12 protein-coding genes and 2 pseudogenes are annotated in these 15,755 nt (G+C 61.9%); 4 read left to right on the forward strand and 10 right to left on the reverse strand.

Annotated features, from left to right (window positions below; genetic code table 11):
• Positions 1-148: 148 nt before the first annotated feature.
• The 4 genes from AC3WLP_RS19615 to AC3WLP_RS19630 are packed head-to-tail and all read right to left on the reverse strand — an operon-like array spanning position 149 to position 6,029.
• Positions 149-3,163 (reverse strand): sarcosine oxidase subunit alpha, encoded by a 3,015-nt coding sequence (locus tag AC3WLP_RS19615; protein WP_003255678.1) that lies wholly within the window; start codon positions 3,161-3,163, stop codon positions 149-151.
• Complete coding sequence (locus AC3WLP_RS19620; protein ID WP_003255679.1) at positions 3,160-3,495, reverse strand: sarcosine oxidase subunit delta; 336 nt, start codon at positions 3,493-3,495, stop codon at positions 3,160-3,162. The genes AC3WLP_RS19615 and AC3WLP_RS19620 overlap by 4 nt, the downstream gene beginning before the upstream one ends.
• A gap of 14 nt (positions 3,496-3,509) precedes the next feature.
• Positions 3,510-4,760 carry a sarcosine oxidase subunit beta family protein gene (locus tag AC3WLP_RS19625; protein ID WP_003255680.1) on the reverse strand — a complete coding sequence of 417 codons (1,251 nt, stop codon included), beginning with the start codon at positions 4,758-4,760 and terminating at the stop codon, positions 3,510-3,512.
• A gap of 15 nt (positions 4,761-4,775) precedes the next feature.
• Complete coding sequence (locus AC3WLP_RS19630) at positions 4,776-6,029, reverse strand: serine hydroxymethyltransferase (protein ID WP_003255681.1); 1,254 nt, start codon at positions 6,027-6,029, stop codon at positions 4,776-4,778.
• Between the two features lie 324 nt (positions 6,030-6,353).
• Between AC3WLP_RS19630 and AC3WLP_RS19635 the strand changes: the two genes are divergently transcribed.
• The gene (locus AC3WLP_RS19635) at positions 6,354-7,394 is read left to right on the forward strand and encodes a threonine aldolase family protein (protein WP_011953255.1); all 1,041 of its coding nucleotides are present in this window, start codon (positions 6,354-6,356) and stop codon (positions 7,392-7,394) included.
• 138 nt (positions 7,395-7,532) lie between these two features.
• Here the strand turns inward: AC3WLP_RS19635 and AC3WLP_RS19640 are convergent, their stop codons facing one another.
• The 4 genes and pseudogenes from AC3WLP_RS19640 to AC3WLP_RS19655 form a co-directional block, all read right to left on the reverse strand.
• Positions 7,533-8,270: a methyl-accepting chemotaxis protein gene (locus tag AC3WLP_RS19640; protein ID WP_370588310.1), complete on the reverse strand. Its 738-nt coding sequence runs from the start codon at positions 8,268-8,270 to the stop codon at positions 7,533-7,535.
• A 126-nt stretch (positions 8,271-8,396) separates the two neighbouring features.
• Positions 8,397-9,470: pseudogene (gene mcpH, locus AC3WLP_RS19645) on the reverse strand (methyl-accepting chemotaxis protein McpH); the annotation flags it as partial.
• A 322-nt stretch (positions 9,471-9,792) separates the two neighbouring features.
• On the reverse strand, positions 9,793-10,095 hold the full coding sequence (locus tag AC3WLP_RS19650; protein WP_003255684.1) for a cell division protein ZapA: 303 nt from the start codon (positions 10,093-10,095) through the stop codon (positions 9,793-9,795).
• Positions 10,092-10,322, reverse strand: a complete 231-nt coding sequence (locus AC3WLP_RS19655) for a hypothetical protein (protein WP_003255686.1) — start codon at positions 10,320-10,322, stop codon at positions 10,092-10,094. The genes AC3WLP_RS19650 and AC3WLP_RS19655 overlap by 4 nt, the downstream gene beginning before the upstream one ends.
• A 281-nt stretch (positions 10,323-10,603) precedes the next feature.
• Between AC3WLP_RS19655 and AC3WLP_RS19660 the strand changes: the two are divergent.
• Positions 10,604-11,359, forward strand: a pseudogene (locus AC3WLP_RS19660) (MCP four helix bundle domain-containing protein); the annotation flags it as partial.
• The gene (locus tag AC3WLP_RS19665) at positions 11,351-12,214 is read left to right on the forward strand and encodes a methyl-accepting chemotaxis protein (RefSeq protein WP_404940831.1); all 864 of its coding nucleotides are present in this window, start codon (positions 11,351-11,353) and stop codon (positions 12,212-12,214) included. The pseudogene AC3WLP_RS19660 and the gene AC3WLP_RS19665, both read left to right, overlap by 9 nt.
• A 2-nt stretch (positions 12,215-12,216) precedes the next feature.
• Here AC3WLP_RS19665 and AC3WLP_RS19670 read toward each other — a convergent pair whose 3' ends face one another.
• Both AC3WLP_RS19670 and gbcB read right to left on the reverse strand, forming a co-directional pair.
• Positions 12,217-12,939: an RHS repeat-associated core domain-containing protein gene (locus AC3WLP_RS19670; RefSeq protein WP_080580351.1), complete on the reverse strand. Its 723-nt coding sequence runs from the start codon at positions 12,937-12,939 to the stop codon at positions 12,217-12,219.
• Positions 12,940-13,032: 93 nt separating this feature from the next.
• Positions 13,033-14,133, reverse strand: a complete 1,101-nt coding sequence (gene gbcB, locus AC3WLP_RS19675) for a glycine betaine monooxygenase reductase subunit (protein WP_017148040.1) — start codon at positions 14,131-14,133, stop codon at positions 13,033-13,035.
• 295 nt (positions 14,134-14,428) lie between these two features.
• Here gbcB and gbca point away from each other — a divergent pair, with 295 nt between their 5' ends.
• Positions 14,429-15,721 carry a glycine betaine monooxygenase oxygenase subunit gene (gbca, locus tag AC3WLP_RS19680; RefSeq protein WP_011953250.1) on the forward strand — a complete coding sequence of 431 codons (1,293 nt, stop codon included), beginning with the start codon at positions 14,429-14,431 and terminating at the stop codon, positions 15,719-15,721.
• Positions 15,722-15,755: the final 34 nt, after the last annotated feature.

Below are 15,755 nucleotides of genomic sequence, written 5' to 3' on the forward strand. Positions count from 1 at the left end.
GATTCGACCACGATGCCTGCGGGAGACGGCCATCCTGTGGGAGCGGGCATGCCCGCGAATGCGATGTTGAATTCACCGCCCTCTTCGCGGGCACGCCCGCTCCCACAGAGACCTCATTCCACGCTTGGCACCGGTTGGACCGGGGGCCTTAGACGTTCTGCCGCTCACCCTTCGGATCGAAGAACACCGAAGACACGATCTCCGCCTCGATCACGCTGCCATCTGCCTGCGGCGAGTAGACACGCTCGCCCATGCGTTTGAGGCCGCCTTTGACCACTCCCATGGCGAACGAGTAGCCCAGGGAGTTGGAGGCGTAGCTGGAGGTGACGTGGCCGACCATGTCCATCGGGATCGGCTGTTTCGGGTCGAACACCAATTGGGCGCCTTCCGGCAGCCACTTGGTCGGGTCGACCGGCTTCAGGCCCACCAGCTGCTTGCGGTTCTCACGTACGCAGTCTTCGCGGTTCATGCCACGCAGGCCGATCCACGAGAACGGCTTGTTGCGGCCAACGCACCAGCTCATGTTCAGGTCGTCCGGGTTCATCGAACCATCGGTGTCCTGGCCCACGATGATGAAGCCCTTCTCTGCACGCAGTACGTGCATGGTCTCGGTGCCGTACGGGGTCAGGTTGTACTTCTTGCCAGCTTCGATGATCTGTTCCAGCACGCCCATGGCGTAGTTGGCCTGCACGTTCACTTCGTACGACAGCTCGCCGGTGAACGAAATACGGAACACGCGGGCCGGCACGCCACCGACGTTGCCTTCCTTCCAGGTCATGAACGGGAAGGCTTCCTTGTCCATGTCGATGTCGGTCAGCTCGCTCAGCAGCTTGCGGCTGTTAGGGCCGGACAGGGTCATGGTGGCCCAGTGGTCAGTGACCGAAGTGAAGTACACCTTCAGCTCTGGCCATTCGGTCTGGTGATACAGCTCCATCCACTGCAGCACGCGGGCAGCGCCGCCGGTGGTGGTGGTCATGATGAAGTGGTTGTCGCCGACGCAGGCGGTTACGCCGTCGTCGAAGACCATGCCGTCTTCCTTGCACATCAGGCCGTAGCGGGCCTTGCCCACGTCGAGCTTGGTCCAGGCGTTGGTGTAGATGCGGTTGAGGAATTCGCGCGCGTCCGGGCCCTGGATGTCGATCTTGCCCAGGGTCGAGGCGTCCAGCAGGCCCACGCTGTCGCGCACGGCCTTGCATTCACGCGTGACGGCAGCATGGATGTCTTCGCCGGCTTTCGGGAAGTACCACGGGCGCTTCCACTGGCCGACGTCTTCGAACTCGGCGCCGTTCTTCACGTGCCAGGCATGCAGGGCAGTGAAGCGCACAGGCTCGAACAGGTGACCACAGTGACGGCCCGCTACCGCGCCGAACGTCACCGGCGTGTAGTTGGGGCGGAACATGGTGGTGCCCATTTCCGGGATGGTGATGCCGATCGAACGGGCGGCGATGGCCAGGCCGTTGATGTTGCCCAGTTTGCCCTGGTCGGTACCGAAGCCCAGCGCGGTGTAGCGCTTGACGTGCTCGACCGACTCGAAGCCTTCACGGGTGGCCAGCTCGATGCCGGCCGCGGTCACGTCGTTCTGCTGGTCGACGAACTGCTTCGGCCCCTTGGTGCCTTTGTCGTGCGGCACCAGGAACAGTGCCACGGTGGCCTCTTCCTTGCGCGCCACGGTTTTTGGCAGGGTGCCGACAGTGGCCTTGAAACCGGCCTCAGTGGCTGCGCGGACGCCGCCTTCGAAGCCATCGGCAATCACATCGCCCAAGGCATACACGCCGTTGATACCACCGACGCACTCACGCTTCTGCGGCGCATCGCCCGGCACGAAGCCAAGGATATCGTCACGCCATACCGGGCGACCGCCCAGGTGCGAAGCCAGGTGCACGATCGGGCTGTAACCGCCCGAGGACGCGATCAGGTCGCACTCGAGGACTTCGCCTGGGCTGGTGACTTTGTGTGCCTGCACATCGATCGCCGCCACACGGGCGCCGGTGACGTGCTTGCTGCCTTTGGCCTCGACCACGGCGCTGGAGGTGAGGATGCGTATGCCTTTGGCACGCGCTTCTTCAACCAGCGAGCCACGTGGGTTGTGGCGGGCGTCGGCGATGGCGACCACTTGCAGGCCTGCGTCGTGCCAGTCCAGCGCGGCGCGGTAAGCGTGGTCGTTGTTGGTCGACAGTACCAACTTGCGACCCGGCGCCACGCCATAGCGGCGAACATAGGTGGAAACAGCACCGGCCAGCATGTTGCCCGGCACGTCGTTGTTGCCGTACACCAGCGGGCGCTCGTGGGCGCCGGCAGCCAGTACCACGCGCTTGGCGCGGACGCGGTGCACGCGGTGGCGAACCTGGCCGATCGGGGCGCGGTCGCCGAGGTGGTCGGTGAGGCGCTCGTGAATGGTCAGGAAGTTATGGTCGTGGTAGCCGTTGACCGTGGCACGTGGCAGCAGGGTCACTTCCGGCAGGCCTTCCAGCTCTTTGACCACGGCGTTGACCCACTCGGCAGCAGGCTTGCCGTCGAGGGTTTCGCGGGTGTCGAGCAGGCTGCCGCCGAACTCTTCCTGCTCGTCAGCCAGGATCACGCGGGCACCGCTGCGCGCAGCGGCCAGTGCAGCAGCCAGGCCAGCAGGGCCGGCGCCGACGATCAGCACGTCGCAGTGCCGGTTCATGTAGTCGTAGCTGTCAGGATCGTTCTGCAGCGGTGCACGGCCCAGGCCGGCGGCTTTACGGATGTACTTCTCGTAAGTCATCCAGAACGATTTGGGGTACATGAAGGTTTTGTAGTAGAAGCCCGGCGGCATCATGCTGCCGCCTACCTTGCCGAGGATGCCCATGACGTCGTTGTTGACGTTCGGCCAGCCGTTGGTGCTGGTGGCGACAAGGCCCGCGTACAGTGCCTGCTGGGTGGCGCGCACGTTGGGGATCTGGGTAGCTTCGCTGGAGCCGATCTGCAGGATGGCGTTCGGCTCTTCGGTACCGGCGGCGATGATGCCGCGCGGGCGCGAGTACTTGAAGCTACGGCCGACAATGTCGACGCCGTTGGCCAGCAACGCGGCGGCCAGGCTGTCACCGGCATAACCCTGGTAGGTCTTGCCGTTGAAGGTGAAGTTCAGGACCTTGCTGCGGTCGATACGGCCGCCGCTGGCGAGGCGATAGGTCTGGCTCATACTTTTTCCCCTTGGCCTTTGACGGTCGACGTGGCGCTGGCGGCTTTGCCATTGGCGGTCACTTGCGGCTTCTCGCCAATCTTGTAGGTTTCCAGAATTTCGTAGGTCACGGTGTCACGGGTGACGTTGAAGTACTGGCGGCAGCCGGCAACGTGGTCCCACAGTTCATGGTGAATACCGCGTGGGTTGTCACGGTAGAACATGTAGGTACCCCACTCCTCGTCGGAGCAGGCGTTAGGGTCCAGCGGGCGGGCGATGTGTGCCTGGCCAGAGGCGTGGAACTCTTCTTCGGAGCGCAGCTCGCCGCAGTGGGGACAGAAAATATGCAACATGACGGTGTCTCCGGTTAGTGGGCGACGGCGGCGGCGCCGTGTTCGTCGATCAGTGCGCCGTTGTAGAAACGGTCCATGGAGAACGGCGCGGCCAGTGGGTGCATTTCGCCCTTGGCCAGGCTCGCGGCGAAGACGTTGCCCGAACCGGGGGTCGCCTTGAAGCCGCCAGTACCCCAACCGCAGTTGAAGAACATGTTCTTGACCGGGGTTTTGGTGATGATCGGGCAGGCGTCCGGCGAGGTGTCTACGATGCCGCCCCACTGGCGGTTCATGCGAACACGCGACAGGTTGGGGAACATCTCGACGATGGCCTGCAGGGTGTGCTCGATCACCGGGTACGAACCGCGCTGGCCGTAGCCGACCCAGCCGTCGATACCGGCACCGATCACCAGGTCGCCCTTGTCGGACTGGCTGATGTAGCCGTGTACGGCGTTGGACATGATCACGCTGTCGATGATCGGCTTGATCGGCTCGGATACCAGCGCTTGCAGCGGGTGCGATTCCAGCGGCAGGCGGAAGCCGGCCAGCTTGGCCATGTGCCCGGAGTTACCGGCGGTGACCACGCCGACGCGCTTGGCGCCGATGAAGCCTTTGTTGGTTTCAACACCGATGACCGCGCCGTTTTCCTTGCGGAAGCCGATCACTTCGGTTTGCTGGATCAGGTCGACGCCCAGGGCGTCGGCAGCGCGGGCGAAGCCCCAGGCCACGGCATCGTGACGGGCAACGCCGCCACGGCGCTGTACGGTGGCGCCGAGGATCGGGTAGCGGGTGTTCTTCGAGCAGTCCAGGTACGGGATTTCGGCCGCAACCTGGGCGGTGTTCAGCAGCTCGCCATCCACGCCGTTGAGGCGGTTGGCGCTGACCCGACGCTCGGAGTCACGCATGTCCTGCAGGGTGTGGCACAGGTTGTAAACGCCACGCTGGGAGAACATCACGTTGTAGTTCAGGTCCTGGGACAGGCCCTCCCACAGCTTCATGGCGTGCTCGTACAGGTGCGCCGACTCGTCCCACAGGTAGTTGGAACGCACGATGGTGGTGTTACGGGCGGTGTTGCCGCCGCCCAGGTAGCCCTTCTCGATTACGGCAACGTTGGTGATGCCGTGCTCTTTGGCCAGGTAGTAGGCCGTGGCCAGGCCATGACCGCCACCGCCGACAATGACCACGTCGTAAACCTTTTTAGGGGTTGGCGTGCGCCACATGCGCTGCCAGTTTTCGTGGTGGCTGAGGGAGTGCTTGAAAAGGCCGAAGCCCGAGTAACGTTGCATGGTGTGTGACTCCACTCAGCGGTAGACAGGGAAATCTGCGCACAGGGCCGCGACGTTCTTCGCCACATCGGCTTCGACGTCTGCGTCACCGAGGTTGTCGAGGATGTCGCAAATCCAGCCAGCCAGGGCCACGCACTGGGCGACCTTGAAGCCGCGGGTGGTGACGGCCGGGGTGCCGATACGCAGGCCCGACGTGACGAACGGCGACTGCGGGTCGTTCGGCACGGCGTTCTTGTTGACGGTGATATGCGCACGACCCAGGGCGGCGTCGGCGTCTTTGCCAGTCAGGCCCTGACGGATCAGGCTGACCAGGAACAGGTGGTTGTCGGTGCCACCGGAAACCACATCGTAGCCACGGTCGATGAACACCTGGGCCATGGCCTGGGCGTTTTCGATCACTTGCTGCTGGTAGGCCTTGAATCCAGGCTCCAGCGCTTCCTTGAAGCACACCGCCTTGGCAGCGATCACGTGCATCAGCGGGCCACCCTGGGCACCCGGGAATACAGCGGCGTTCAGCTTTTTCTCGATCTCTTCGTTCGACTTGGCCAGGATCAGGCCGCCACGCGGACCGCGCAGGGTCTTGTGGGTGGTGGTGGTGACCACATCGGCGAACGGGATCGGGTTCGGGTACAGGCCAGCGGCAACCAGGCCGGCAACGTGGGCCATGTCGACGAACAGCAGTGCGCCCACTTTGTCGGCGATGGCGCGGAAGCGTGGGAAGTCGAGGGTCTTGGAGTAGGCCGAGAAACCGGCAACGATCATTTTCGGCTTGTGCTCGACCGCCAGGCGCTCGACTTCGTCATAGTCGATCAGGCCGGTGTTGGTGTCGATGCCGTACTGGACAGCGTTGTACAGCTTGCCCGAGGACGACACTTTGGCGCCGTGGGTCAGGTGGCCACCGTGGGCCAGGCTCATGCCCAGGATGGTGTCACCGGCTTGCAGCAGGGCCAGGTAGACGGCGCCGTTGGCCGACGAGCCGGAGTGTGGCTGGACGTTTGCGTAATCGGCACCGAACAGCTGCTTGGCGCGCTCGATGGCCAAGGCTTCTACCTTGTCTACGTGCTCGCAGCCACCGTAGTAACGCTTGCCCGGGTAGCCTTCGGCGTACTTGTTGGTCAGGCCGCTGCCTTGGGCCTGCATGACGCGCTTGCTGGTGTAGTTCTCCGAGGCGATCAGCTCGATGTGATCTTCCTGGCGCTGTTCTTCGGCATTCATCGCCGCCAGCAGTGCATCGTCGTAACCCTGGATCTGGTCTTGCTTGCTGAACATTGTGTATCTCCCGGCAGCGATCGTTTTTTGTCGTGGGGCACTGTGGCCCTTTGTGGCGATGTTATGACTGGCGGGGTCGGGTCAGATGCCTGCGCACGCCTTGCAATGGCGCGTTTACGACATTCTCTTTGTGCCACCCATGCGGGCCCCTTCGCGGGCGCGCCCGCTCCCACAGTGATTGGCGTTTGCAGGACCATTGTGGGAGCGGGCGTGCCCGCGAATAGGCCGGCACAGTCATGAACAGAAATCGCTGCACGGGTTGTATAGGCAAGTGCTGAATCGATGGTTTAGAGTGCTGATCTGCGTCGTTCACAGGACCGTGCCATGACAGACAAGAGCCAACAATTCGCCAGCGACAACTATTCCGGCATCTGCCCCGAAGCCTGGGCGGCGATGGAAAAAGCCAACCGCGGCCACGACCGCGCCTACGGCGACGACCAGTGGACCGAGCGTGCATCGGAGTACTTCCGCAAGCTGTTCGAAACCGACTGCGAAGTGTTCTTCGCTTTCAACGGCACCGCTGCCAACTCCCTGGCCCTGGCGTCGCTGTGCCAGAGCTATCACAGCGTGATCTGCTCCGAGACCGCCCACGTCGAAACCGACGAATGCGGTGCGCCGGAGTTTTTCTCCAACGGATCCAAGCTGCTGACAGCGGCCAGCGTCAACGGCAAGCTGACGCCACAGTCTATTCGTGAAGTGGCGCTCAAACGCCAGGATATCCACTACCCCAAGCCGCGCGTGGTGACCATTACCCAGGCCACCGAAGTCGGCACGGTGTACCGCCCCGACGAGCTGAAGGCGATCAGCGCCACCTGCAAGGAGCTGGGCCTGAACCTGCACATGGACGGCGCACGCTTTACCAACGCCTGTGCTTTCCTGGGCTGCAGCCCGGCCGAACTGACCTGGAAGGCCGGTGTGGATGTGCTGTGCTTTGGCGGCACCAAGAACGGTATGGCGGTGGGCGAGGCAATTCTGTTCTTCAACCGCCAGCTGGCCGAAGACTTCGATTATCGCTGCAAGCAGGCCGGGCAACTGGCGTCGAAAATGCGCTTCTTGTCGGCGCCATGGGTCGGGCTGCTGGAAGATGGCGCCTGGTTACGCCATGGCAACCACGCCAATCATTGCGCGCAGCTGCTGGCATCGTTGGTCAGTGACCTGCCGGGCGTAGAGCTGATGTTCCCGGTGGAGGCCAACGGGGTGTTCCTGCAGATGCCGGAGCACGCCATCGAGGCGCTGCGGGGCAAGGGCTGGCGCTTCTATACCTTTATCGGCAGCGGTGGCGCGCGCTTCATGTGCTCGTGGGATACCGAAGAAGCGCGGGTGCGTGAGCTGGCGGCGGATATCCGCGCGATCATTGCTGGCTGAGAGATTGCCGGGAGGGCTTTGCCCTCTATCGCGACACAAGGCCGCTCCCACAGGGGTTATGCATTCGCCTGCAGGTGATGCAATCCTCTGTGGGAGCGGCCTTGTGTCGCGAAAGGGCCGCAAGGCGGCCCCGGCAATCTAAAGCCTGAACCCACCCATCTGGCGCGCCAGGTCATCGGCCAGACCACGCAATGCCTGGCATTCTTCCCGACACCCCTGCACCTCCGCCGCCGTCTCACGCGCCAAATCGGAAATCCCCTGCACCGTCCGGTTGATTTCCTCGGTCACCGCCGACTGCTCCTCGGTAGCCGTGGCCACCTGGTGGTTCATGTCACTGATGTGCTCTACCTGGTCGGTAATCGCGCTCAGCGATGCCCCGGTGCGCTGGCTCGATTCCACGCCACTGCCGGTCGCCTGCTGCCCTGCCTGCATTGAACTCACCGCCGAACCTGCACCCAGCTTCAGGCGCTGGATCATCTGCTGCACTTCGTCGGTGGACAGCTGTGTGCGCCGGGCCAGCGTACGTACTTCATCGGCCACCACAGCGAACCCGCGCCCCATCTCCCCTGCCCGCGCGGCCTCGATGGCAGCGTTCAACGCGAGCAGGTTGGTCTGCTCTGAAATGCTGCGGATTACCGCGAGCACTTCATCGACCGAGGCGACTTCGTCGGCCAGCTGGCTGACCGCATCGGCCGCCTTGCCGATGTCGCCCGACATGCCCTCGATGCCACGAATGGATCGTTGCACCACCTCGCGGGCCTGCAACGCCTCGTCTCGTGCCGACTGCGACGCCTGGGCCGCATCGCCGGCATTGCGGGCGATGTCCTGCACGGTCAGGCCCATCTCGTGTACAGCAGTGGCGACCATCTCGGTCATCTCCTGCTGGCGCCCGGAGCGCTCAGCGGTATTGTCCACCACCTGGGTTACCTGCTCCACGGCCCGCCGCAGCCGCTCGGAGGTACTTAACACCTCGCCGATCAGGCTGCGCTGGCTGTCCAGGAAGCGGTTGAAACCACGGGCCAGGTCACCCAGCTCATCCTGACGCGAATCGTCCAGCCGATGGCTTAGATCACCCGCTCCCCCGCCAATCTGAACCAATGCGGCGGTAACGCGGCGGATCGGCCGCACCAGGCCACGCGCCAGCAGTACCACCAACAGCAGCGACACCAACGCGACGGCGCCACCGATCAGGCTGGTCAGCCAGACGGCCTGATGCATTTGCGCGTAAATTTCCGACTCTGGCACTTCGGCCACAAGGGTCCAGTTGAGGTCGCGCAGCGGCAGGCCCAGCGCCAGGTAGCGCTCACCGTCACGGCTGAAGCGGCTGCTACGCAGGCTCTCGCCTCCGGTCATGACGCCTTTGGCTGAGTCCGCGCCAAGCTGTTCGGCAAGCTGGCGCTTGCCACTGAAGGCAGCATCGGGATGCACCTGGATCAGGCCATCGTTGCGCACCAGGAACACCTTGCCGTGCTCGCCAAAGCTGAAGTCGTGGATCAGCTTCGATAATTCGGTCATGCGCAAGCCCATGCCGGCCACACCCACCAGCTTGCCTTCCTTTTCCACGCGATAGTCGATGAACAGAGCCAGTTCGCCGGTGGCACCATCGATGTCGATGTTGATGAAACGCTCGGCGCCGCTGTCGATGTAACCGTAAAACCACTTGTCCTTGGGGTTGCTGCGGCTGAGGGTGCGGTCCAGGCCGTTCTCGTTGTAGTAGTGGCCGGTTTCAGTCGAGGCGAACAGCGTAGTAAAGGCGTGGTTGCGCTGTTTGGCGGCGGTCAGGTATTCGATGAACTGGGGCGCCTGCGCAGGATCTTCACCGGCAGCAAGCCAGTCGCGCAGCAGGGTGTTACCGGCAATGTCCGCGGCAGCGACCAACGGTTGGCCCAGCATGCGCTCGATGTCGTTGCGGATGGCTTCGATGCTGGCTGGCAGGGCAGTGTCGACCAGGTAGCGGTCGGTGAGGCGGTTGAGCGCCACGGTGAAGATAATGACCACCACCAGGATGCTCGCCAGCAAGGCAGCGCCCATGCTGGTGATCAATTGCAACTGGATGCTCTTACGCCAGATACGCATGCCCCTACTCCCCGCACATTATTGTTTTGCGGAAAGTGTATACACTTGCGTATCCAGTTAATCCAGTGATCTGAAGCAATCAGATGCACCCTGTAGGCGGGTTTACCCGCGAATGCGGTGTGAAGCCACTGACGCTTTCGCGGGTGAACCCGCTCCTACGGGGGACGGTGTAAGGCCTTATTGCTCAGCGATGTCTATCTGCGCTTGAGTTCGCGCAAGGGTCTGCTGATGCCTGTAGGAGCGGGTTTACCCGCGAATGCGGTGTTGAAGCCACTGACGCATTCGCGGGTGAACCCGCTCCTACAGGGGAAGGTGTGCGGTCTTATTGCTCTGCAATGGTCCGCACGATGGCATCCACCGTGGCGTCGATCTGCGCTTGAGTTCGCGCAAGGGTCTGCTGATGCTCTTTCTGCAGTTCGACCTGTTTGGAGCACAGGTTAAGGGCAGCCAGCACCAGCAGTTTGTCACCGATCAAGGTCGGGTACTGACGCTTGGTCTCGTTAAGGGCTTTGTTGAGCATCCGTACCGCCTGGGCCAGGGTTTCTTCCTGGCCTTCGGGCGCCTTGATCGAATAGTCGATGCCGAGAATCGACACGACATTGATCGGCTGCTCTTGCAGTCTCATGCGCCAACAACGCCCGCGCTGGCGCGCTCGACCAGGGCCTGGATGCGTGCTGCGGTAGCGCCGTTCTTCTCTTCCTGTTCCATCAGCGACAGCTGCAGGGTTTCGTTCTCTTCCTTGGCCTGGGCCAGTTCCTGGCCAAGGGCGGTGTTCTGCTCGATGAGTTGAGCGTTTTTCTGCATCAGGTCGCTGACCAGTTGCTCGATTTGATTCAGGGAAGCTTCCAGCATGGGTCTATCTCAGGTTGTTGCGAGGGGCGCACACGATAAAGAAAAGTGCGGCCCATCGCCATTAAATATCGGATTCATAAGGTGTCTGACCCGCAGATTGACAGGGTAATCGACCCCTTGTTCCGACCTGGATCAACCGCCGGTCAGGAAAAGGTTCGCGGTTGCACAATTTTCCCCGGCCCCATTCAAGACTAACCAGTCACGACCGATAGCCCGGCAAGTCATGTTTTGTCGCTCTTTCCCCACTTGCCTGGATCCTGCTCTCCATGTCCCTACGCAACATGAATATCGCCCCGCGCGCGCTTCTCGGCTTCGCGCTCATCGGCCTGCTGATGCTCGGCCTTGGTATCTTCTCCCTGGTACAAATGGGCAACATCCGCCAGGCGGGCGTTGCCATCGAGCAAGTCAGCGTGCCCAGCATCAAGATCCTCGACGAACTCACCGCGCTGAACCTGCGCATGCGCACGCTTTCCTACCGCCTGCTGCTCAACCGCGAGCCGGCAACCCAACGCGATACCCTCGATCTGCTGGACCAGCGCAACAGCCAGATCGACCGCGCACGCCAGGCCTACCTGCCAATGATCGTCGCCGCCGACGAACAGGCAGCATTCGACCAGTACGGTCAGTTGCTCAACCAGTATCGCCAGCTGGAATCGCGCATGCGCACACTGAGCCAGGCCGATCGCCTGGACGAATTGCGTGACCTGCTCAACCGCGACCTGCTGGCCAACTCCGAGCAGATCAACAAGGTCATGGACACCTTGGTACGCATCAACACTGACCAGACTCGCGCCACCAACGAAAAAGCCGCCAACCAGTATGCCGGCGCTTTCGCCCTGGTGATCGGCCTGCTGGTTGCCGCCACCGTACTGACCTTCGCCTGTGCTTTCCTGCTGACCCGCAGTATCGTCAAGCCGATCGAAGAAGCACTCAAATGCGCCGAGCAAGTCGCCGACGGCGACCTGACCCACTTCATCCGCGCAGAGGGCACCGACGAAGCCGCCCGGCTGTTGCGCGCCATGGCGCGCATGCAGGACAAGTTGCGCGATACCTTGCAGCAGATCGCCGGCTCCGCCACCCAGCTGGCCTCGGCGGCCGAAGAGTTGAATGCCGTCACCGACGAAAGTGCCCGTGGCCTGCAGCAGCAGAACAATGAGATTGAACAGGCCGCCACTGCTGTCACCGAAATGACCAGCGCAGTGGAAGAAGTGGCGCGCAATGCCGTAAGCACATCAGAAGCGTCCAGTGAAGCCAGCCGCTCCACCGGCGATGGTCGTGACCTGGTGATGGAAACCGTGGGTGCGATCGAGCGCATGAGCGGTGATGTGCAGGCCACCGCCAAGCTGATTACTCACCTGGCCGAACAGTCGCGCGACATTGGCAAGGTGTTGGACGTGATCCGTGGCCTGGCCGACCAGACCAACCTGCTGGCGCTCAACGCAGCCATCGAAGCCGCGCGGGCCGGTGAAGCGGGCCGTGGTTTTGCCGTGGTCGCCGATGAAGTGCGCGCGCTAGCTCATCGTACCCAGCAGTCGACCAGTGAAATCGAGCGGATGATCGGCAGCATCCAGGGGGGTACCGAAGAAGCGGTTGAGTCGATGCGCACCAGCACCGAACGCGCCGAATCGACGCTGAACATCGCCCGCGGTGCAGGCATGGCGCTGGATACGATTGCCGGGGCGGTAGCGCAGATCAACGAGCGTAACCTGGTGATTGCCAGCGCGGCGGAAGAACAGGCACAGGTGGCGCGGGAAGTGGACCGCAACCTAGTGAACATCAATGACCTGTCGGTGCAGAGCGCTACCGGTGCCCATCAGACCAGTGCGGCGAGTGCAGAGCTGTCGCGGTTGGCGGTGGACCTTAATAGTTTGGTGGCGCGGTTCCGCACCTGAGCCTAAAAGGCACTGCTATGCCGCCTTGATAAGAGCCCCTCCCGAACTTGCGTGACCTGCGACACAGGAGGGGCACTATTGACACGCGAGAGCCCATTGGGCGGTAGAATCCCCGCTATCATGGGCCTGACTTTATGCATGACAAAATAGTCAACAGCCTTACGGCCAAAGAAGAAGCCGACATCAACTGTCGCGCTTCCCATTTTTACAGCAAAGCTTGCCACGTTGACCCAGTTAGCACCCGGCACTCCCGCCGCAACCATCACTACGCCGACCTTCTTTACCCATTTGTTCCTATCGTCTAGCCGCTTGAGCCCCTTAAGATTGGACATAGACGCTTTGGCACGCTTTCCAAGCCATACAGTGTTCGCAATTACCTTGGTGACGCTGTATTGGCCAGTGGGGTCCACTCGATTGACAGGATTCCCATGGCAGTAAGCGTATGCATTGATTCCTCCCCGCGAGAAGGGGCTTAGCCGATCCGCGCTGAGAAATCGCATTAATGCTGGGCTGTACATACGCCTGCCTTTTCCGAGCAGATAATTACTGGTAGCGCTGTCACGCAGTTCAGCATTGAATGCGATCATAGCAGCGCCATTGTCATGAACTACACCATAGGGGCTATATGCGCAGACCCTACGGCCAGCATTGGGCAAGAATGAGCTGGATAAATGGAGATGCAATATTCCTTCGTCCACCATGCCCCCCCCTTTTTTGTAGAGCATATTCTATAGCCAACGGCCCCTCATGATTACTGACAGAAATGACAGGGCGCAAAGGGGTTAGCGAGGTACCTGCCGGGGCCCCGCTATCTGGAATCAGTAATCGATCCGCACATCCCCTTTCGGCACGCTGCAGCACGACAGGATGTAGCCCTCGGCTTCATCCTCTTCGGTAATGCCGCCGTTGTGCTCCATTTCTACTTCGCCGCCCAGTTTGAGCACCTTGCAGGTGCCGCAGATGCCCATGCCGCAAGCTTTGGGGATCATCAGGCCAACTTTGGCTGCCGCAGCATGCACGGTCTCGCCCGGGGCAACGCGGATGCTCTTCTCGCTGCCGATGAACTCCACCAGATTGAGGTCGGAAACGTCCAGCTCAGGTGCATCGGCCGCCTGCTCGGCGTGCTCCACGGCGTCGGCTTTGGCTTCCGCCGGCGTCGCGCCGAACGACTCCTCGTGATAATTCTTCATGTCGAAGCCGACCGCTTCAAGCATGCGCTTGACCGCCGTCATGTACGGCGTCGGGCCGCAGCAGAACACAACGCGCTCCATGTAGTCCGGCGCAATCAACTCCATCAGCCGCTGGTTCAGGTAACCGCGGTAACCCGCCCACGGCTCGCCCAGGCCATGCTTTTCGCAAATGATGTGCAGGCTGAAGTTGGGGATGCGCGACGCCATCTGCTCCAGCTCGCGGTGGTAGATGATGTCTTTCGGCGAACGGGCGCTGTGGACGAACACCATGTCGACGTTGGCATTGGTGTCGTAGAACCAGCGCGCCATCGACATCACTGGGGTAATACCGACGCCGCCCGACAGGTACAGCACCTTGCCAGCAGGGAAGTCGATGGCGTTGAACAGCCCCACCGGGCCGTGCACCGGCAGCTCGGCGCCTTCGTGCATGGTGTCGTGCAGGAAGTTCGACACCAGGCCACCCGGCACACGCTTGACGGTGATCGAGAAGCTGTACGGCACTGACGGCGAACTGGAGATGGTGTAGGAGCGCATCACCGGCTTGCCTTCGATCTCCAGCTCCAGGGTGACGAACTGCCCTGGCTTGAAGAAGAACATGATCGGCTGGTCGGCCATGAAGCAGAAGGTGCGCACGTCCCAGGTCTCCTGGATGACCTTGACGCAGCGCACGATGTGGCGGCCGTTGGCCCAGGTCTGGGTAGTGACCGGATTGAGGAAGGTATCGGACATGTTCATCTCCAGCGGCCGACTATCGGGCTTTATATGGCTTGGATAATGCGCAAGCTGAGAGCGACGTACATTCCTGCCAGCGACATCGGCGTGCTTATCGCGACCAGCCCCGCGATACAAGGGCTGGCGCGTCGTTATTCAAATCGGCCATGTCGCCCATGGATACGGTTCGCGGCGTCTTCGGACGCACACTCCACGGCAAAACAACATGCTGTTTTCTGACAAGCAGCCTTGCGGCACCACAACAACGATTAGCCACCTTTTGCCGGCCGCATACGGCCCCGAGGAATACACGATGGACGTCACCGCAACCCTGAGCCTGGGCGATCCACTGGAACCTGCACGCAAGGCCACCGCCGAGATGCTGCAGACCCGCGAGCGAACCTACTCGCTGCCCCAGCCTTTCTACACCGACGAGCGTCTGTTCCAAATCGACATGCAGGAGATCTTCCACAAAGAATGGCTGATCGCCGGCATGACCTGCGAGATCCCGGCGAAAGGCAACTACATCACCCTGCAGATCGGCAAGAACCCGATCATCGTTATCCGTGGTGCCGAAGGTAAGGTGCACGCCTTCCACAACGTCTGCCGTCACCGCGGTTCACGCCTGTGCGTGAGCGACAAAGGCAAGGTGGCCAAGCTGGTCTGCCACTACCACCAGTGGACCTACGAACTGGACGGTCGCCTGCTGTTCGCCGGTACCGAGATGGGCGCCGACTTCGACATGAAGGAATATGGCCTGAAGCCAGTGAACGTGAAGGTGGCCGGCGGCTACATCTTCATCAGCCTGGCGGAAAACCCGCCCGCCATCGACGAGTTCCTGGCCACGCTCGAGCACTACATGGAACCGTACGACATGGAGAACACCAAGGTGGCGGTGCAGACCACCTTGATGGAAAAGGCCAACTGGAAACTGGTGCTGGAAAACAACCGCGAGTGCTACCACTGCTCCGGTTCGCACCCGGAACTGCTGCAAACCCTGCTGGAATGGGACGATACCAACGACCCGCGTGCCAGCCAGGAATTCAAGGACCACGTGGCCGCCTCCGCCGCTGCCTGGGAAGCCGAGAAGATCCCTTACCTGCACAAGAGCCACGGCCTGCGTAACCGCATCGTGCGCATGCCGCTGCTCAAGGGCACCGTGTCGATGACCATGGACGGCAAGCAGGCCTGCCAGAAGCTGATGGGTCGCATCAAGAACCCGGACCTGGGCTCGATGCGCATCCTGCACCTGCCGCACTCGTGGAACCACTGCATGGGCGACCACATGATCGTGTTCACCGTGTGGCCGATCAGCGCCCAGGAGACCATGGTCACCACCAAGTGGCTGGTGCACAAGGATGCCGTCGAAGGTGTGGACTACAACCCCGAGAACATGCGCAAGGTGTGGGATGCCACCAACGACCAAGACCGCCGTCTGGCGGAAGAGAACCAGCGTGGGATCAACTCCACCGCGTACCAACCCGGCCCGTATTCGAAGACTTACGAGTTTGGTGTGGTGAACTTCATTGACTGGTACAGCGGGCGGATGCTGAACAACCTGGGAGCAGAGCCGGCGCCGTATCTGAAGGAAGTGCAGGCGCAGTAAATACGCAACTAGGCTTACAGCGCTCCGACTGATT

It is taken from the genome of Pseudomonas sp. FW305-E2 (assembly GCF_058782925.1).